Annotated in this window: 15 protein-coding genes; 8 read left to right on the top strand and 7 right to left on the bottom strand. The window is 38.5% G+C overall.

The genetic code is table 11. The features are described from left to right. Nucleotides 1–60: 60 nt before the first annotated feature. Together E1140_RS16110 and E1140_RS16105 are read left to right on the top strand one after the other, a co-directional pair. Complete coding sequence (locus E1140_RS16110) at nucleotides 61–1,113, top strand: NAD(P)-dependent alcohol dehydrogenase (protein ID WP_155186177.1); 1,053 nt, start codon at nucleotides 61–63, stop codon at nucleotides 1,111–1,113. A 138-nt stretch (nucleotides 1,114–1,251) separates the two neighbouring features. After that, nucleotides 1,252–2,856, top strand: coding sequence for a GAF domain-containing protein (locus E1140_RS16105; protein WP_155186174.1), 1,605 nt, complete (start codon nucleotides 1,252–1,254; stop codon nucleotides 2,854–2,856). Nucleotides 2,857–3,019: 163 nt separating this feature from the next. Here the strand turns inward: E1140_RS16105 and E1140_RS16100 are convergent, their stop codons facing one another. The 4 genes from E1140_RS16100 to E1140_RS16085 all read right to left on the bottom strand — a co-directional run bounded on the left by E1140_RS16100 (nucleotide 3,020) and on the right by E1140_RS16085 (nucleotide 7,226). Beyond that, entirely contained in the window at nucleotides 3,020–3,484 is a 465-nt protein-coding gene (locus tag E1140_RS16100; RefSeq protein WP_155186171.1) for a lipocalin-like domain-containing protein, read from the bottom strand. A 48-nt stretch (nucleotides 3,485–3,532) separates the two neighbouring features. Continuing rightward, nucleotides 3,533–4,822, bottom strand: coding sequence for a hypothetical protein (locus tag E1140_RS16095; RefSeq protein WP_155186168.1), 1,290 nt, complete (start codon nucleotides 4,820–4,822; stop codon nucleotides 3,533–3,535). Nucleotides 4,823–4,887: 65 nt separating this feature from the next. Continuing rightward, nucleotides 4,888–6,123, bottom strand: coding sequence for an imidazolonepropionase (gene hutI, locus E1140_RS16090; protein WP_155186165.1), 1,236 nt, complete (start codon nucleotides 6,121–6,123; stop codon nucleotides 4,888–4,890). A 65-nt stretch (nucleotides 6,124–6,188) separates the two neighbouring features. Beyond that, entirely contained in the window at nucleotides 6,189–7,226 is a 1,038-nt protein-coding gene (locus E1140_RS16085) for a hypothetical protein (RefSeq protein ID WP_343034259.1), read from the bottom strand. 239 nt (nucleotides 7,227–7,465) lie between these two features. Between E1140_RS16085 and E1140_RS16080 the strand changes: the two genes are divergently transcribed. Beyond that, complete coding sequence (locus tag E1140_RS16080; protein WP_185153635.1) at nucleotides 7,466–8,764, top strand: DUF3667 domain-containing protein; 1,299 nt, start codon at nucleotides 7,466–7,468, stop codon at nucleotides 8,762–8,764. On the opposite strand, the gene hemL is transcribed toward E1140_RS16080, so the two are convergent. Genes hemL through guaA form a run of 3 tightly spaced genes read right to left on the bottom strand, consistent with a single transcriptional unit; the run spans nucleotide 8,753 to nucleotide 13,325 of the window. Then, on the bottom strand, nucleotides 8,753–10,048 hold the full coding sequence (gene hemL / locus E1140_RS16075; protein ID WP_155186159.1) for a glutamate-1-semialdehyde 2,1-aminomutase: 1,296 nt from the start codon (nucleotides 10,046–10,048) through the stop codon (nucleotides 8,753–8,755). The genes E1140_RS16080 and hemL overlap by 12 nt on opposite strands. A 1-nt stretch (nucleotide 10,049) precedes the next feature. Further along, nucleotides 10,050–11,780 carry an ABC transporter substrate-binding protein gene (locus E1140_RS16070; protein WP_155186155.1) on the bottom strand — a complete coding sequence of 577 codons (1,731 nt, stop codon included), beginning with the start codon at nucleotides 11,778–11,780 and terminating at the stop codon, nucleotides 10,050–10,052. Nucleotides 11,781–11,795: 15 nt separating this feature from the next. Further along, complete coding sequence (gene guaA, locus E1140_RS16065) at nucleotides 11,796–13,325, bottom strand: glutamine-hydrolyzing GMP synthase (RefSeq protein WP_155186152.1); 1,530 nt, start codon at nucleotides 13,323–13,325, stop codon at nucleotides 11,796–11,798. 121 nt (nucleotides 13,326–13,446) lie between these two features. Between guaA and E1140_RS16060 the strand changes: the two genes are divergently transcribed. From E1140_RS16060 to E1140_RS16040, 5 genes are all read left to right on the top strand, one after another. Further along, a complete protein-coding gene (locus E1140_RS16060) occupies nucleotides 13,447–14,274 on the top strand; it encodes a M48 family metalloprotease (RefSeq protein ID WP_484494448.1) in 828 nt (275 codons plus the stop codon). Nucleotides 14,275–14,435: 161 nt separating this feature from the next. Then, nucleotides 14,436–15,905 (top strand): hypothetical protein, encoded by a 1,470-nt coding sequence (locus E1140_RS16055; RefSeq protein ID WP_155186147.1) that lies wholly within the window; start codon nucleotides 14,436–14,438, stop codon nucleotides 15,903–15,905. 117 nt (nucleotides 15,906–16,022) lie between these two features. Then, a complete protein-coding gene (locus E1140_RS16050; protein ID WP_185153634.1) occupies nucleotides 16,023–17,075 on the top strand; it encodes a sensor histidine kinase in 1,053 nt (350 codons plus the stop codon). Further along, nucleotides 17,072–18,139: a histidine kinase gene (locus E1140_RS16045; protein WP_155186141.1), complete on the top strand. Its 1,068-nt coding sequence runs from the start codon at nucleotides 17,072–17,074 to the stop codon at nucleotides 18,137–18,139. The genes E1140_RS16050 and E1140_RS16045 overlap by 4 nt, the downstream gene beginning before the upstream one ends. A 62-nt stretch (nucleotides 18,140–18,201) precedes the next feature. Beyond that, nucleotides 18,202–18,972, top strand: coding sequence for a LytR/AlgR family response regulator transcription factor (locus E1140_RS16040; protein WP_155186138.1), 771 nt, complete (start codon nucleotides 18,202–18,204; stop codon nucleotides 18,970–18,972). The last annotated feature ends 44 nt before the right edge of the window (nucleotides 18,973–19,016 follow it).

Below are 19,016 nucleotides of genomic sequence, written 5' to 3'. Positions count from 1 at the left end.
TTTAACCTTAATAACTTTTAAGAAATAGATAGAATCAATTCAAAATTTAATTAATAAACAATGAGTCAGGTGAAAGCATACGGGGCAGCTGATAGTACAGCACCTTTAACCCCACTTAATATAGAAAGAAGAGCCGTTAATGAAACTGATGTAAAAATCGATATCCTATATTGCGGGATCTGCCACAGTGATATTCACACCGTACATAACGACTGGGGAGGTACTAAATACCCCTCCGTTCCCGGGCATGAAATTATAGGCCGGGTCATGGAAATAGGAAGTGGTGTGAGCAAATTTAAAGTGGGCGATTTAGTTGGTGTGGGTTGTCTGGTTGACTCTTGTCACACTTGCGATTCCTGTAAAGAAAATCTGGAGCAATACTGCGAGAATGGTGCCGTTGGCACTTATAATGGTAAAGACAAAGATTTAGGAGGTCATACTTTTGGCGGCTATTCAGAAACCATTGTTGTGGAAGAAGCCTTTGTTCTAAGAATACCTGAAAATATTGATGTTAAAGCCACAGCTCCATTGCTGTGTGCAGGTATCACTACCTGGTCTCCTTTAAGACACTGGAAGATTAAGAAAGGTGATAAAGTGGGTGTCATCGGTCTTGGTGGGTTAGGTCATATGGGTGTTAAGTTTGCCAATGCACTTGGAGCGCATGTAGTTATGATTACCACTTCCGAATCAAAAAGTGCTGACGCTAAGAAACTAGGAGCTCACGAAGTGCTTATCTCAAAAGACACAGCGGCTATGAAAGAGCATAGTAGGTCTTTTGATTTTCTATTAAACACAGTGCCTGTTAAGCATGACCTAAACCCTTATGTGAGATTATTGAAGCGTGATGCTACAATGTGCCTGGTAGGCGCCATTGAGCCTCTGGAAGATATGCATGGTGGGTTGCTTATTACAGGCAGAAAAAACATAGCAGGTTCATTAATAGGCGGCATTAAAGAGACTCAGGAGATGCTGGATTTTTGTGGCGAACATAATATCGTTTGTGATATTGAGACCATTAATATTCAGGATGTAAACAAGGCTTATGAAAGGGTTATGAATGCTGACATAAAGTATCGTTTTGTCATAGATATGAAAAGCCTGAAAGATAGCTAACCCTCAACTTCGATTGCAGATCATATGGAAGGGCTGAATCAAAATTGATTTTTTTTGATTCAGCCCTTTTTATGTCGAATAGTATTGCTGCAAAGGTTTTTTATACCGAAATTAAGGTATCATTCAAGATGTCGCTTCATGGAAAAATTCATAGATTTTATAAAATACTACGCAATACGCATCAGCATCATAGTAGTGTTTTTTCTCATCATTATCGCAGTTGGACTATCCTACTGGAGCAGACAGGTACTTGAAGATAGAAATGAGTTTATAAAAGATCATGCGGCCATGACAAGCTATATTGAAGGGCTTGCCAATAATGTGACACTGATGGATTTGGGGCTCAGAGGGTACTATATGTCTGAACAGGAAGGCTTTTTATCACCCTATACTTCTGCTATGAGTGGTTATGCTGATAACCTTAACAACCTAAGATCTATGGCCATAAAGTATGGCTTTCCCGCTATAGACAGTATTGACTATGTCGTTGATGAAATTAAGCTCTATGAACAATTGGTAACCAAAGGCATTGCAGACATTAGCAATGGAAATCGTGAAGCGGCCGCTGAAGTGTTTAATAAAGATCCTGGCTTGTACCTTTATCAAAAGTATATTGTAGTAACAACCTCGCTGAACCAATACTTCAGCAGGATGGAACAGGAATCTAAAAGTGCCTATGAAAACTCCACCAGACTCAGTTTTGTATCGCTCATAGTGCTTCTCTTCATTGGTGTTCCCGTATTACTATTTGCCCTCAGAAGGATGCGCAGAAATGATTACGCACTTAGAAACCTTTTCTCTTCTCTTGAAGAAAGTAATAAAAAATATGTATTCAATAGTGGAGAAGCCGCTTCGGATGCAAAAACCGATCAGGAGAATATTATCAACAGTCTTATAGTGAATCTGAGAAAAGCCTCCGGGTTTATACAGCGCATTACCAAAGCTGATCTTGACGTGAAGTGGGAAGGAATGAATGAAGATAATAAGGCCCTGAATAGTACAACCATAAGTGGCGAGCTGATTACCATGCGGGAGCAAATGCGTAAAGTAAAGGAAGAAGAATCCCGTAGGTTTTGGTTGACTGAAGGTATTTCGAAATTTGGTGAAATGGTCCGCATGAATCAGGATAACCTTGAGAAGATGAGCCAGATATTGATAGCTGAAGTGGTAAAATATACTGAAAGTAATCAGGGAGGATTGTTCTTGCTTAAAACCGATAATGATGAAGAATACCTTGAGCTGAGCGCCTGCTATGCCTTTGAACGTAAGAAGTTTATTGAAAAGAAAGTAAATATAGGTCAGGGACTTGTTGGAAGAGCTTTTATTGAGGGTGACACCATAAGGTTAAGTGACATACCTACAGATTATCTAAACATCACTTCCGGGCTTGGAAAAGCATTGCCGAAGAACATTATTATCATTCCTCTTAAAACCAATGACCGCATTGAGGGTGTATTAGAGCTGGCCTCGTTTGTTGAGTTTAAAGACTATCAGATTGAGTTTCTGGAGAAACTGGGTGAGATTCTGGCATCAGCCATTATCAATGCCAACAACACCATAAGAACGAAAGAGCTACTGGAAATGGCGCAGCAGAACGAAGAAGAGATGCGCTCTCAGGAAGAAGAAATGCGCCAGAACATGGAAGAGTTACAGGCTACACAAGAAGAAATGCACCGCAAAGAGCAGGAGTATTTGGAGCGTATAGAAAGCCTAGAAAGCGAGCTTTCGGCTAAAGAGGTTTGATTGTATCCTCAAAGTCCTTTATAATTAACGCTCAGCAAGTTCAGTCCCTGAGCCATGTTCCGTGTCTTCACGAAATATGAGCTGATGCTATAAGAACAACGTAGCATTTAAAAAGATTGAATCGTGAGGACACGAGCCAAGGCAAAGAGTAGTATCCAAGAAATTATTCCACCCGAACATACTGCTCGATATTAAACTGCTCCACTCCAAGACCTTCTATTTTCTCGATACCCTTGGTGGTTAAGGTATCTCCAGTAATTTCAAAATCGAAGCTAAAAGTGTGGCCTTCCCATTCTCTATAATTGCAAAAATCGAGGTGTTCAATATATTTATCATCCTTTACTTCGCATCTGCCACCTCCTGATACGTAAACAGCAACACTGTCCATACCCAAATCATGTCTTATGAAAGCAAAATGAGTATCGGTGATTATTTTTATAAAATCTGCATTTATGGTATAGTCAGTAATGGTTGTATCATTCCCTTGGATGATGGTACCTGTCAACAACTTCCAGGTACCGATGAGTGGTGAAGCTTCTTTGACGTCAGCCTGAGGCTTAGAGTCGTTCTGACAAGAGCTAATGAACAAGCCAATAAATAGCAAAGCATATAAACATTTAACGCGCATAATGAATTTATTGTGTTTTAAATTGATGGCGAAAGATAAGGTATTCTTTTAATCCAACTGCAGGCTACTCGCAGTATGAGGGGTTGTTAATAGTTCTTTAAATTTCATCCAATGCTTGGTTTGATCTTTAGAACCTTCCATTTGATTCTGAACATATTGCTCAACTAGTTGTTGACCAAGCGTGTAATTTATGATGTATGCACCGGAATTTTCTACAAATCTCAACGTACTGGATGTTTGTCTGTTTGAATAGAGATATCTTTCTCCTAATTCCAATGCTTCTTCGCGAGTAATTTCTCCATTGACATAATCTTTGACAATCTCAATTCCAGCTGATCTCAGATTTCGTTTCATAGAAAGCAATTTGTAATCTTCATCGACTGAAGATGTATCAAGCCCTGCCAAAGGGAACAGCACCTTTTTTTCAAATGAAATGCGCTCTTCTTCAGGAAAAGCCACACTCACTCCGTAATTGCCTATTCCTTCTGCAACCAAGGCAATGGGGCTTCTGGTAGGAAAAACAGAAAATTCTATCCAATTTTTTCCATTCACCACCTCCTGTTCCAAAATGGTGAGGTGAACGTGATGCCCAGGGTAACCCTCATGACTTGCATAATCAAGAATCCTAAAAATGCTAATTGGATTATCAGTGTTGACATCTATGTTACTTTGGCTATTCCCCAAGTAATAATTATATGCACCCCAAGGCTTATCAGATACATAGTCCAATTCAAAATTTTCACTTTTAGGAAGGTTGAGGTATTGAGCTGTCCTTCTTCGCGCTTCTTTGATAGCGACTCTCATCACAGTATCTAATTTATCAGCAGGAACTACATATTTTTCTTCAACAGTCAAAAACCTTGAGAGCAGGTCTTCCTCTTCCGGAAAATATTCATGAACGACATTAACAAGACTATCATAATACTTATACCCATGAACTGGTAATTCAGCGTCATAAAGTAATCGCGCATCTTCTTCAAATGAATATTTTATTCCTGTTGATTTCTCTAAGCTGGTTCTAACTGCAATAAGTTGTTTCTCAATGAAACGCTTTCTTGCTTTATCATCTCTTGACAATTGTGCTTCTTCGATTTGATCCAGATTCACCAGTAATTTCTCAGATCGGTCAATGAACTTTTGATAAGGCACTGAATCTAATTTTTCTGTTGTCGGTCTCAGTTCTTCTGGACCAAAATACGCATCAACAAATCCTTCTTCATACTGCCCAATTTCAAGAACCAGACGAACATAGCTTTCGGCTATTTCATCCAGTGTTATAGTTTTTGTTGTTGAACAGGCTAGGAGGACTAGAGCTAGTAGGTATAGTTTTGATTTCATGATTTTAAAGTAAATGCTAACAACAATATAGCAAGCATGCTCACAATTTCACCAATGTTTCTTTCCTAATTTACAACCTTCCCCTTCAATATCACCTGATCTATTACATCACTACCAAAAGCATAGGGTATAAAGGCATAAGATGGTATTTTCTTAGTAATGAAGACGCTTGCGGTCTTGCCTTTGGTTATCGAGCCATAAGTGTCTGACAAGTCCATGGCATAGGCTGTGTTGATGGTAGCAGCATTAATGGCCTCCTCTGGAGTCATTTTCATTCTTATACAAGCCAGTGATAACATAAAGGCCATTTTTCCGCATGGTGCACTTCCAGGGTTATAATCTGTAGCCAGTGCCAACGGCAGTCCTGCATTAATCATATCACGAGCAGGAGGATAGCTTGTACCCAAATAAAAAGCCGCTCCTGGCAGCATCGTTGGCATTACCTCCGTGCCTACCAAAGCAGCTATAGCCTCTTGATCCATAGCCTCTAAATGGTCTACACTCAAAGCACCTGTTTTTACCCCTACCTGTACACCACCGCTTATACTAAGCTGGTTGGCATGTATTTTCGGCTTCATCCCATGTTTCTTGCCTGCCTCCATGATCAACTCGGTCTCATCAGGTGTGAAAAAACCTTTCTCACAAAAGGCATCAATATAGTCAGCCAGCCCTTCTTCGGCCACCGCGGGTATCATCTCATTTACCACCACATCAATATAGTCCTGCTTTTTGGCATAGTGCTTAGGAACGGCATGAGCCCCCAGAAAAGTTGTTTTTACTGCCAGTGCAGTTTCTTCACCAATGCGCTTGGCCACACGAAGCATCTTCATTTCATCCTCTACTGTTAAACCATAACCACTTTTGATTTCAACAGCACCCGTACCAAAACCAATAATTTCATTAGCGCGCACCATTGCTCTTTCAAAAAGCTCATCTTCAGAGGTACCCTGCAGCTTCTTTGCTGAGTTCAATATACCTCCACCCTTGGCTGCTATCTCTTCATAGGACATTCCTTTTATCTTATAGACAAACTCCTCTTCCCTACTGGCAGCAAATACCAAATGTGTGTGTGAGTCCACAAAAGATGGAAAAACAAAGCGACCTGTGGCGTCAATTTCTTCATCTGCATGTACAGAAGGCATAGCATCCATCCCACCATAATCAGCAATTTTATCATCTTTGATATGGAGGTAGGCACTTTCTATGACAGGAAGATTCGCCATATCGGCACCTGCTACCCACTTCAAACTTTGCTCACGGACTTGCACGAGTCCTTTGATATTTTTAATAAGAATGTCCATAACCCAAAAATAAAAAAGGCCAACAGTAATCTGTCAGCCTTTTGTCTCTAATATTTATAATTTGCTTATTTTCCGAATGCTTCCACTGAATAATTCAAGTTAGTACTGTAGATAGGGAAGCTTATTTTTACCAAAGCATAAAAGCCTCTGCCTTTGATTCCAGGTCTAACTCCTACCTCTCCACCATAACCCCAGCTAAGTGTTCTGTTAAACTTACCATCCATACCCAATCTAAAACCTAAAATGCTTGTTTCTATCTCTTCTGAAGAATAAGTAATGCCATTGTACATGATGTCATCTACGGAAGTTGGCGCTATTAAGAAATCTAAAAATGCAGTAAAAATCAGATCATCAACACCTTCCACATATTTGTTATCAAAATCAACAGCCACGTTTTTGATCCATGTCATTGATCCACCCACATAAACCCCAGCGGTTGACATATTGCTAAATATCGTTAGGTCTTCAGTTTCTCCATTGCCATCAGTAAACGTAGAAGGTATTATTGCTCCCGTTCCTTCTTCTACCAATACATCAGTTGTTTTGTCTTGTTTATCAAGGGCGCGATTAACATCAAATGCGCTGTCAAAATAAAGTCCTCCTAAACGGGCACCATATATTTTTCTCACTTTACACGGAATCTCAACATTCAAAGGCACTCTGGCAGCCCATTTATCTCCTTTGTAGCTCTTCTTATATAAGTACATTTTAGTTTGTGAGCTTTCATCAAAATCTTTGATGTGATAAGTTGCCCCAAGTTCATAGTAGTTATATACATTAGGGATATTAGCCACATTACTGTTCTTGTCCGCAATATCTCTTGATAAGTCAAATTTCTGAGTATAGGTCTTTCTCGCATGAACTCTGAAGTCCATTTTGTCAGCCATATAATAGGCCACCTCAAGTCCAAACCCCGCATTAACATTAGTTACAAACATTTCACCATAAATTGGCTGAAACTGAACGAACAGCTTATTGATCTCATAAGGCTCGTCATACAGTTCTTCGTAAGTAACAGGATTCTGGTCCGCTCTTTTTTGAGCAGTGGCTGACATGGCAGCAAAAAATGATAAAGCGATTAAAAAATAGTGTTGTCTTTTCACAGCTTCAAGTTAAAAAAGTAAATCTACGTTTTCCATAGACCAGTTCTAAAGTATAAAAATAATAAAAAATGGGTTACATCAACACGTAATGTACTAAAGATCATGTTTTTTACTCAATTTATAACCAGTAAAATACTGTCTTTAGCCTTTATATCTGCCTCCTAATGTTTGGTAACTCCAAAAAGCATTGTATTTTTCGTAAATTATTCAAAACCAGTACTTTTCGAATATCGAGCTTAATGAAAATAAGAAGAAAGTCTAATAACTGCCTTAACTGCGGTGCCAATCTTGATAGCGTTTATAATTATTGTCCCATTTGCGGCCAGGAAAATAATAATAGCAATGTTTCAGTTAAAACCTTACTTGGGGATTTTTTCAACACTTATTTAGCAGTTGATTCAAAGTTTGCTAAGTCAATAAAGCCTTTCTTCATTAAACCGGGGTTTTTAACCAATCAATATATTGAGGGTAAACGTGCTTCTTATGCACACCCCATTAGGTTGTATCTGATTGTTTCTATCTTCTATTTCTTTATCATTTCCATTGTTGGAGGAAGCATTGCCGCAGAAGAAGATGATGATGAAGGTGGTAGTGGAGTGGTAAATGTTCAAAGAGGGTTTAAATCTGTAGAAGGTGTTACGGCCAAAGAGAACAGGAATTTTAAAAGAAACATGTATCAGAAGACCGAAGAACAAATTTATATTGAGTTAGATACATTAAGAGATTTTAATACTTTTCAAAAGGCATTACTCGCCAATATTACTGAGAAAGAAAGGGAGGAAATAACTAAAGACCTTGATAGCGCTGGCTTGTACAAGTATGGGTTTATAGAATCTTCTCAGGATTTTAGAGATTCAATTTTGGCCGTTGACATTAAAAGCATAGCAAGGCGGCAAGAACTGAAAGATAGTGTAATAGCTAGCAATCAAAATTTATCTCCCATAACTATAGACTCTGAAGAAGGGACCATCTTCGATATTTTTGATAAACTGGATTATAATAAGTTTAACAAATACAAATATGATAGATCCATATCTGATCAAAGCTTATATGATTCCTTAAATGTACCTGAAAACGCCACTGATTTTCAAGTGTTGATGGTGAAACAATCCATTAGAGTTCAAAGAGCAGATGATGAACAAATAGTGCAGTTCATTTTGAAAAACCTGCCTTTGATGATGCTGTTGTTGATACCACTATTCGCACTGGTGCTAAAGATTCTATATGTTAGAAGAAAGCAGGAATTATACATTAAGCATTTAATACATGCGCTACACCTCCACTCCTTTGCTTATTTTATCTATGGTGTGAGTTTAATCATTATCCATTATATGATTGCCGATGAAGACCTACAGGTTGCATTTGGAGCGATTAGTTTTATCGGGGTATCTACATATACCTACATTTCATTTATGAAAGTGTATAAGCAGAAGTGGCTTAAAACATTTATCAAGTTCAACCTCGTAGGAGCAGTATACTTTTCCTTGATAATGACCTTTTTTGTTGCTGAGCTGTTGATTTCCCTTTTATTGTTTTAAGATATCAGCTAGCACCTCTTTGTTGGCAAGCACAATTTGATCAGCAATCTCGTCTGTAATAGATGTAGATAAAAATAAAGACTCGTACTGAGAAGGAGCAAGGTAAATACCCTTTTCAAGCATCCCTTTAAAATACTTCCCAAACAATTCGGTGTCGCTGGTCTTTGCCTCCTCAAAGTTGGTCACCTTAACATCGGTAAAGAAAAGACTAAACATAGAGCCGATCTGGTTAATGGTGTAGTTCAGCCCCATCGCATCTAGGTTAGACTGAATACCAGAGGTAATTCTTTTAGCAGTTGCCTCTAATTGAGTATAAACCTCAGGATGATTATTTAGATGATTAAGCATGGCCAAACCTGCAGTCATAGCCATGGGATTACCTGACAACGTTCCAGCCTGATAAACCGGTCCAGATGGAGAAACATAATCCATAATATCAGCTCTTCCGCCATAAGCACCAACAGGCATTCCGCCACCTATGATTTTACCCAAAGTAGTAAGGTCGGGTTTAACACCAAAGTATTCCTGTGCTCCACCTTTGGCTAATCTAAAACCGGTCATCACCTCATCGAAGATGAGAATGATACCGTGATCATCACACAGTTTTCTCAACCCCTCTAAAAATCCTTCTTTCGGTAAGACACAGCCCATATTACCTACAACAGGTTCTAAAATAATGGCTGCTATTTCATCTTTGTTATTATCTATTAGTTCTTTAGTAGCCTCTAGATCATTGAATGGAGCAGTAAGTGTATCATTAGCAACACCCTGCGTTACTCCCGGGCTGTCCGGTGCACCCATAGTAACCACACCGCTTCCTGCAGCTATCAAAAATGAGTCACCATGTCCATGGTAACATCCTTCATATTTTATAATCTTATTTCTACTCGTAAAACCTCTTGCCAAACGCACTGCAGACATCGTAGCCTCAGTACCGCTGTTCACCATTCTCACTTTTTCAATAGAAGGAACCATACTGGCAATCAGCTCAGCCATTTCCACTTCTTTTCTGGTTGGCGCACCAAAAGAGAAAGATGACGAGATAGCACCTCGCAAGGCCTCCTCTATTTCTTCGTTTGCATGACCTAATATCATAGGCCCCCATGAGTTGATAAGCTCTATATATTTATTTCCATCCTCATCAAATAAATAAGCTCCTTTAGCTGATTTAATGAATACAGGATCACCACCAACAGCTTTAAATGCTCTTACTGGCGAGTTTACACCTCCGGGAATAAATTCATTGGCCTTTTTAAAAAGGCTTCTGCTCTTATCAATCGTCATGTTAGTTTTTTAATTTTAAATAAACTTCCTCATCATCAAAGGTCAGCATTGGCACCTGAAGGTTGTCATTGGAAAGGGTGAAATCAAAACCTGCAGATAAATATCCTGGCACTTTACCATTTTCCTTCCAGCCAAGCTGAAAATACTTTCCGTATTGGTGCAGCGCACGGCCAGTGAGCTGAATTATCTCATAGCCTACCTCCACATACTTGTTAGGAACGTCCTTGTGCTTTTGAATATAGCTATCTCTAAAAGCCTGGTAAGCTGGCGTACTATTTACAATATAATTGGGTGCATAAAGAACTGTACCTAATTTGCTGTACATATCGTACTTGATCACAGGCATCTCCAGCCAGTTCACAGAACCAATTACTGTAATCGAGTCTCCTCGCGTTTCTACTGCACTAAGGACTTTCGATGAGATAAGATTGTCATTAGTCGCAACAAAGATATGGCCGATACTATCAAGCTGAATCTCATATCTTTCTTTTGCTTCTTCAGATGAGGCATCTCTAATTCTAGCATTCTCAATTAAGAGCATATCCAACACCTCTCTTGAGCCTCCTTTTTCTATTTTCTTTACTACAATAATATTCAGACTATCCTGCGCTGCCCTTTTAGCATAAGCCGAGGCAATAGCGATTTGGGTAGGATCATCTTCAAAAATGATAACTCCAGGCTTCTTATTGACATTATCAATAACATACTCAGCTGATTTTCTACCTACAGTTTCATTACTAGGCGAGAATAAAAAAGCAAATGGGTTTTGACCAATTACATCGGAATTCGAAGAAAGTGGGTTGATAACATTGATCTTATTCTTATAAGAAAAGTCATTAACTACTTCAATACATTGAGAGTATAATGGCCCTATAATGAGGTCCATACCCAGCATCTCTTCTTTGGCCAAAATCTCCTCTGTCGTTTTCTTACTTCTTTTGGAATCGTATGCAAACAGCTTCAAATTAATACCTTCCTCTCTTAAAGTATCGGCCGCTAACTGTATTCCCTGATAAAGATCCAGTACAAATTGATTCACCTTTTTACGTTCATTAGGCTCAAGGTCAGCAGCCATAAAAGGCATGATAACAGCCACCTTGTATTCGTCTTTCTTCTCAGATTTTTCAATCTCTAGCATATCAAAAAGCCCTGGATCCATATCAAACTTCTCTATAATGTCATTGAGAAGTTTCCTATTCTGATCTACTAGTGGAAGGGCAGCAATTTTATGAGCCAAAAGCTTAGCAGCTACCTTCTCTTCAGGATGCAGTTCATAGAATGCCTGCAATGCCACAATATCCTCAATCCTGCTTATATATTGATATTTCAGCGCTTCTACATCCTCTTTGATCTTTTTGTCCTTTATCCCCTTAAGAACGTTAAGTCCCTGGTTCATCTGTTTTTCTTCAAAGTAGAAAAGACCCAACCAGTAGTTTACCTCATCCATCTTTGTCCAGGTAGGATACTTGCTTTTAATCTGAAGCATCATATTCTTGGCCATCGGCACATAACCACTTTTATAAGCGCTTACAGCATAGAAAAACGATGAATAGGTAGAAAAATAGTTACCCTCAGATTCTTCAATTAGAGGCTTAAATGCCTCCATAGCCAATGCATATTTACCTTCTGTGTAGAATGATTTTGCATTGATGTATTGCTGCTGCCAATTGCTTTGAGCTTGCGCTCCAGTGAATAATAAAAGCCCGACAAAAAGATGTATAAGTCTATTCATTTGTTTTTTGATCAATTATTCCCACTCGATGGTTGCCGGTGGTTTTGAGCTTATGTCATAAACAACTCTGTTTACGCCTTTCACTCCATTGATTATTTCATTCGAGATATCTGCTAAGAACTCATATGGCAAATGGCACCAGTCGGCTGTCATGCCATCCACACTGGTTACAGCCCTTAGGCTCACTACCTGCTCATATGTTCTTTCATCACCCATAACCCCAACTGAGTTAATTGGTAATAGCATTGCTCCTGCTTGCCATACGTCATCATAAAGCCCTGCCTTCTTCAAACCGTTGATGAAAAAATAATCCACTTCCTGAAGTATTCTTACTTTTTCAGCAGTAACATCTCCCAGAATTCTAATTCCTAGCCCTGGTCCCGGGAAAGGATGACGGCCAAGTATCTTTTGATCTATTTCTAAGGTCTTACCTACCAAACGCACTTCATCTTTAAATAATGTGTTCAATGGCTCAACAACTTTCAATTTCATGAAGTCAGGAAGCCCACCAACATTATGGTGCGATTTGATTGTGGCAGATGGTCCTTTAACAGATACAGATTCTATCACATCAGGATAAATAGTACCCTGTCCTAACCATTTCACATTTTCTATCTTATGTGATTCCTCATCAAAGACTTCAATAAAAACACGGCCAATCGCCTTTCTCTTAGCTTCAGGATCTGATAGCCCTTTTAACGCATCGTAGAATTTATCTTTTGCATCAACTCCTTTAACATTCAGCCCCATGTGTTTGTATGAATCCAAAACTTCTTCAAATTCATTTTTACGAAGGAGTCCGTTGTCAACGAAGATACAATATAGGTTTTTGCCAATGGCATGATGAATAAGCGTAGCTGCTACAGAGGAATCAACACCTCCAGAAAGCCCCATAACTACTTTATCATCTCCCAATTTTTCCTTTAGCTCGGCTACAGTAGCCTCAACAAATATATCTGGTGTCCAGTCTTGAGAACAGCCTGAAATATGAACTACAAAGTTTCTTAGTAATTCTTTGCCTTGTGTAGAATGAGTTACTTCAGGGTGAAACTGAATACCGTAAGTTTCTTCACCTTTAATATGATAAGCCGCTACAGCCACTGAAGGTGTGCTGGCAATTACCTCATAATTATCAGGTAATTCTGAAATGGTATCACTATGTGACATCCACACCTGAGAATCGAGAGTGATCTCTTTCATCAAATCATTATGCTGATCTGACTTTGACAATTTAGCTCTGCCATACTCTCTGATTTTAGAAGGAAGAACCTTGCCACCACCCTTTTGGGCCATCAGTTGAGCTCCATAGCAAACACCTAGTAGCGGTACTTTTTTTCTAAATAAATCAAGATCAACATCGGGGGCGTCTTCCTGCCTAACAGAACACGGACTACCAGAAAGGATAACTCCTTTTACATCATCAGTAATCTCGGGAATATTGTTATAAGGGTGGATTTCGCAGTAAACATTTAGTTCTCGAACTCTCCGGGCAATTAGTTGCGTGTATTGAGAGCCGAAGTCTAGGATCAAAATCTGTTCTGCCATGGTGCAAAAATAGTATGTCAACCATGAAATACTATTAATTTGATAAATAAACTGTCGTAAAAAACTTGGATTAAATAAATGGCATCGTTTTGGTTAAATCAAAAACAACTAAATTTGAATTATGATGACAAAGAGTAAAATAAAAGTACTATCGGCTTTAATTGTTTTAGGAGGTCTATTGACATTCAGTGCATGTGATGAAAACAACAATTTTGTTCCACTTTTTACTGTGGAGGATGACAAAAAACTTGGTGAACAGGTAAGCGGTGAAATAGCTGCTGACCCCGCTACCTACCCTATTCTAGACAGAGCAGAGTATGCTGATGCATATGCTTATTTGGATGGTATGGTAAATGAAATATTAAATAATGGAGACGTTGCATATAGAGATGAATTCGTATGGGCTGTTAACATTATTCATGGTGACGAAACATTAAATGCTTTTGCAACTCCCGGAGGATATATTTATGTATACACGGGCCTTATCAAATATTTGGATGAGGCAGATGATTTAGCTGGAGTTTTGGGACATGAAATTGCACATGCTGACTTAAGACATACCAGCCGTAATCTACAAAAACAATATGGTGTTCAAATTTTATTAAGTATTCTTCTGGGTCAGGATGCAGGACAACTAACGCAAATAGCGGGACAAATTGCTGGTACTGTAGCGGGTTTAAGTTTTAGCAGAGAGTTTGAAGCTGAGGCTGATGATAGAGCGGTAGAGTACAACGCTAAGACAAAATATGCTTGTGATGGAGTTAAGAATTTCTTCCAAAAACTAGAGGACGAAGGAGCCGCAGGTGGTACCCCTGAGTTTTTAAGTACACACCCTAGTCCAGTGACTAGAGTAGCAGATATTACAGCTAAAGCATCAGAAATAGGATGTGACACATCTCTAAGTGGAGACACCGGGTACGAAACTTTCAAAACGAATCTACCCATTTAAAAAGAACAAGCTATAGTAAAAAGGCCAGCTTTCACGCTGGCCTTTTTTATTTTCTACAGTTCAGTACAACAATCCTGCAGTTCAGTACATCTTGTTATAAGAATGTGAAACTATATCCCATCATTGTATCGTAATCAAAAGCGAACACAAATTATATAGTTATGAATACTCAAGGTCAAAAACTCAAAATAACAACATGGTTACTCGCACTGATGTTAATGGTCAATTTCTCAACATCAGGTCAAGGCTTAACCGTACATGATGAGAACAGTTACGATTCAAAATTATCTAGCGGCAAGCATCGCACCACCAAGCTCACGTTTGGCGGATTAAAAAGCTTCAATGTAGAATATAGGGGTGATATTGAGGTCAATGCTCGTGATACTGATATTACGGCAATAGCACCTGGCGGATATTTCGAAGTAAGTAAAACAACATTCGGTAGCAAACGGTCAATTGTTATCGAGCCTTCAGCAGGTAAGCTTGTAAAAGAATATTACGAAGGTCGATCAAAGGTAGATTGGGAGCCTGAAGGAAGAGAATGGTTAGAGGAGATATTGCCTGATTTGGTAAGATCAACTGGTATTGCAGCGAAAAGCAGAATCAACCGGTATTTCAAACAAGGTGGTGTAAACGCTGTAATGAATGAAATTTCAAGAATAGAAAGCAGCTATGTGCAATCCATTTATGGTAAGCTTTTATTTCAAAAACCAGGCCTGACTGACAATGACTTAATCTCGGCAATCTCTCAGTTGTCTAGAGAGATTTCTTCAAGCTACTACTTAGCTCAACTACTGGAGGATACAAGCGATAAATTTCTGACTAAAGACAACACCCGAGAAGCCTACTTTGATGCGGTAGCCAAAATTGATAGCGATTACTACAAATCTCAGGTACTTAAAAAAGCATTTACTGGCACTGCTCCTTCTGAGGCCGTAATGTCAAAAATCATGTACGCTGTTTCCGATATTGATTCAGACTATTATCAATCAGAAGTTCTTAGTGAGTTGCTTAGTATGAGAAATCTTAGTGGCAATGCACTAAATCAAATCATAAAGGCCACTGGCAGTATTGACTCAGATCATTACCAATCTGAGATTTTAAGTAAAGCTATGAAAAAAGATGGCCTGTCAGAAGCAGCTTATAACTCCTTAATGGAGACAATTTCTGAGATAGGCTCAGATTATTATATGTCTCAGGTATTTAGCGATATGCTTGATAGCAGACTTGATGAAAAAGTGTTGACCAACATGGTTAAATTGCTCAATAGAAATATGGGTTCTGATTACTACCTATCCAGTGTGCTTTCAAAAATGATGCGCGATCAGAAAATTGGTGAAAATACTATGGCTGCACTTTCTGAAGCCATAGCTGACATGAGCTCTTCTACTTATGCCGCAGAAATAATTAAAAATGCCTCCAGAGCCAGTAGAATAGAAAAGAAAACACTCATTGCACTTCTTGGCGCAGCTAGTGAAATAGACAGTGATTACTATTTATCAGAAGCACTTACCTCTTTGGCAGATCATGTTAAAGACAGTGATGAAGATGTTAAAAAGGCTTATAGAGATGCCGCTCGAAGAATAGGATCTGATACATATTACGGTCGCGCGGTCAAGGCGATTGATTAAATATATTCTACTCAAAAGAATTCAATAACAACAGGACATGATAAGCTTTCTAATCAATACTGAAATTGTTAGATTGGGCTTATCATGGCCATTTACCACTCTCTAGTTTACGGAAAAATGCGAAAGCTCTGGCTTGGAATCGGCATAAGTTCATTCATCGGCATTACCTATTTCATTTATTTATTCTATAGCGAAAAGGGACTCTTTCCTTCTTTAGGTAGTCACCTGGGATATTTCGCCCTGTGTACGCTGACTACTAACATCATCGGTCTTGCGCTTTACTATTCCGATACTTTTTTAAATAAGCTGGTATCATGGAGTCAGAATTTATCAGGTCGTTTTTTTCTTGGCTTCATCATCAATGCAATTATCACCTTTTTAATACTTGGTACTATTGGTGTCATTTTCCTTAAAATCGACTCACCACAGTTGGCTTTTCAAGAATACACAGAGGTTCATTATGATGTGATTGCCAAGCTTTTGATATTAACTATCATAGGTATTCTAATTTACACGGTTATCAATTTTGCATTATACTCTTACCACCAGTACAATGTAGTACATATAGAAGGGGCTAAAAATAAAAGGAAGCAGCTCGAGTTACAATTTGAGGCTTTAAAGTCGCAACTGAGCCCACACTATTTATTCAACTGTCTCAATACCATTTCATCTTTAATTTTTAAAGACCCACACCTTGCAGAAGATTTTATAAGAAGGCTCGCCTCTACCTATCAGTACATATTAAATAATAACGCCAAGAGGTTCGTGACCCTTCAACAGGAAATAGAGTTTGTTAAGTCTTATAACTACTTACTGCAAGTCAGATTTGAGAATAACCTGAAACTCGATATCAACCTGCCTCCTAATATTATGGACAGTAAAATACCGCCATTAACGCTCCAAATGTTGGTTGAAAATGCAGTGAAACATAATGTAATTTCAAAAGATAGGCCGCTTAGCATATATATCAGCGCCATTGACAATACAGATATTAGCATTACGAATACCAAGACTGAAAAACCTATACATGTGCACTCTATGCATGTAGGCTTAGAAAATATTATCAAGAGGTATCAATTTTTTACCTCCAGAAACATCCGTATAGATGATGCTCAGAAATACACGGTAATGCTTCCAGTTATCCAAAATAGAACAGCCAAGTCAGCATGAAAAAGATGATAATAAATAACGCCTTTTTCAGGTTACTAATTCCACCAGTATATGGCATACTCGTTTACCTGATGATATTGCTTATCAATAATGATATCAGACAGCTGTCTTCAATATTCAGCAGTCAGGAGGTGTATGTATGTATTGGTTTGAGTTATTTGGTAACAGAGGTGCTCAGGCTAAATGCTATTCTGCTTAATAAATTTGATACCACGTATCTGGGCAACAAGATTTTAATTCAATTACTTATCGGAGTACTTGTTACTAATATCACGGTCTCGGTAAGCATATCAGCCTACTTTGAATACATCGTACAGTTCGGCATTACCGACACGCAGCTGATCATCTTTAACGCTATTTTCGGTGTCTCCAGTTTATTATACAACCTGCTGTTTTTCAGCCACCTTTACCTCCAAAAGCAAAACATATCGCAGCTAAATGAAGAAAGGCTATTAACTGATATGGTTGAAAATGAGCTTAGAAATTTCAAACATGAGGTAAACCCCACATTGCTTTATGATAGCCTTGAAACATTGATTTCGCTCGTTCATAGAGATGCTGATGAGAGCGAAGAGTATATTGATCACCTGTCATCAGTCTACCGTTACATACTCAGCAACAAGAAAACGGAATTCACCACTTTGGCTTCTGAACTAAAAGCTGCGAATCACATTGTCCATTTACTTAATTACAAGTTCGACAATAAGATTACGTTAAAGTCTAATTTACCTGACACTATTCTGGATGCACCTGCGGTACCGGGTTCGTTTTCCATTTTAGTTGAACGAGCTATCAGAATGACAATCATCAATAAATATAACCCACTACAGATTTCAATAGAGTATGAAAAAGCGGATGGTTATATTGTAATTGAATATGCCCTTAATGAAAGGTTAAGCCCAATGGATGAAGATATCTTGGATAAGATTCAGAATTCTTATGGCTATTATAGCGAAAAACCAGTAGTGCATGTAAGGGCTTATGATCAAAATTATGTTAAAATACCGATGTTGGCAGTTATGGAAGAACCCTTAACTTCGGAAGAGGTTAGTGTTATTTTTTGATTTTCAATGGTCGTAAAAATTTGTCAATATTGCTCGCTGGCTTTAAAATCTAATATTAATAAATGAATGTACTTATAGTTGAGGACGAGGTGCCTGCCGCTGAAAAACTTGAGCGCTATTTAGCTAAGTATGATACGGACATCAAGGTTTTAGAAAAACTCACTTCAGTGGCCGTCAGTGTAAAATGGCTGAATCAACATCAGGATGAGCTAGACCTTATCTTTATGGATATCCAGCTGATAGATGGCAAGAGCTTCGAGATTTTTGAGCAAGTGAGCATTCAAAAACCCATAATATTCATTACTGCATTTGATGAATATGCCATAGATGCCTTCAAGGTCAATAGCATCGATTACCTGCTTAAGCCTATTACCTTTGATGACCTGAGCCAGGCCCTCAACAAACTGGAAGGACTAAAAAAGAACTTTGGTAGCAACGCTAAACCAGCTATTGATCTTTCTCAGGCCCTGGCACAACTGCAGCAAAAGACCTACAAAACCAGATTTATGGTAAAGCTGGGTGAGCACATAAGATCTATTGTTGCAGATGATATAGCCTTATTTTATGCAGAAGGACGTGATGTTTATCTCGTAACCAATGAAAGAAGAAAATTTATCATTGATTATAAACTGGAGGAGCTTGATGAAATTTTAGACCCTTCCCTATTCTATCGTGCTAACAGGTCGTTTATTACAAATATCAATGCCATAAAAGATGTTGTGGTTTATTCTAATAGTAGGTTAAAAATCTCCCCATCTATTGATTTGGATAAAGAGATCATTGTAGCTCGTGAAAAAGTAAATGCTTTTAAAGAGTGGTTTAATGGGTTGTAGTTGATTGCTTGATCAACCGATCATACCTCGTCATGCCGGAAAAA

This window comes from Fulvivirga lutimaris (assembly GCF_009711525.1).
Classification (GTDB): Bacteria; Bacteroidota; Bacteroidia; order Cytophagales; family Cyclobacteriaceae; genus Fulvivirga; species Fulvivirga lutimaris.
This window is presented reverse-complemented; position numbering and strand designations above follow the sequence as displayed.

Coding starts and splice junctions, on each gene's coding strand:
- E1140_RS16110 (WP_155186177.1), top strand. CDS start 61: ATGAGTCAGGTGAAAGCATACGGGGCAGCTGATAGTACAGCACCTTTA.
- E1140_RS16105 (WP_155186174.1), top strand. CDS start 1,252: ATGGAAAAATTCATAGATTTTATAAAATACTACGCAATACGCATCAGC.
- E1140_RS16100 (WP_155186171.1), bottom strand. CDS start 3,484: ATGCGCGTTAAATGTTTATATGCTTTGCTATTTATTGGCTTGTTCATT.
- E1140_RS16095 (WP_155186168.1), bottom strand. CDS start 4,822: ATGAAATCAAAACTATACCTACTAGCTCTAGTCCTCCTAGCCTGTTCA.
- hutI (WP_155186165.1), bottom strand. CDS start 6,123: ATGGACATTCTTATTAAAAATATCAAAGGACTCGTGCAAGTCCGTGAG.
- E1140_RS16080 (WP_185153635.1), top strand. CDS start 7,466: ATGAAAATAAGAAGAAAGTCTAATAACTGCCTTAACTGCGGTGCCAAT.
- hemL (WP_155186159.1), bottom strand. CDS start 10,048: ATGACGATTGATAAGAGCAGAAGCCTTTTTAAAAAGGCCAATGAATTT.
- E1140_RS16070 (WP_155186155.1), bottom strand. CDS start 11,780: ATGAATAGACTTATACATCTTTTTGTCGGGCTTTTATTATTCACTGGA.
- guaA (WP_155186152.1), bottom strand. CDS start 13,325: ATGGCAGAACAGATTTTGATCCTAGACTTCGGCTCTCAATACACGCAA.
- E1140_RS16060 (WP_484494448.1), top strand. CDS start 13,447: ATGATGACAAAGAGTAAAATAAAAGTACTATCGGCTTTAATTGTTTTA.
- E1140_RS16055 (WP_155186147.1), top strand. CDS start 14,436: ATGAATACTCAAGGTCAAAAACTCAAAATAACAACATGGTTACTCGCA.
- E1140_RS16050 (WP_185153634.1), top strand. CDS start 16,023: ATGCGAAAGCTCTGGCTTGGAATCGGCATAAGTTCATTCATCGGCATT.
- E1140_RS16045 (WP_155186141.1), top strand. CDS start 17,072: ATGAAAAAGATGATAATAAATAACGCCTTTTTCAGGTTACTAATTCCA.
- E1140_RS16040 (WP_155186138.1), top strand. CDS start 18,202: ATGAATGTACTTATAGTTGAGGACGAGGTGCCTGCCGCTGAAAAACTT.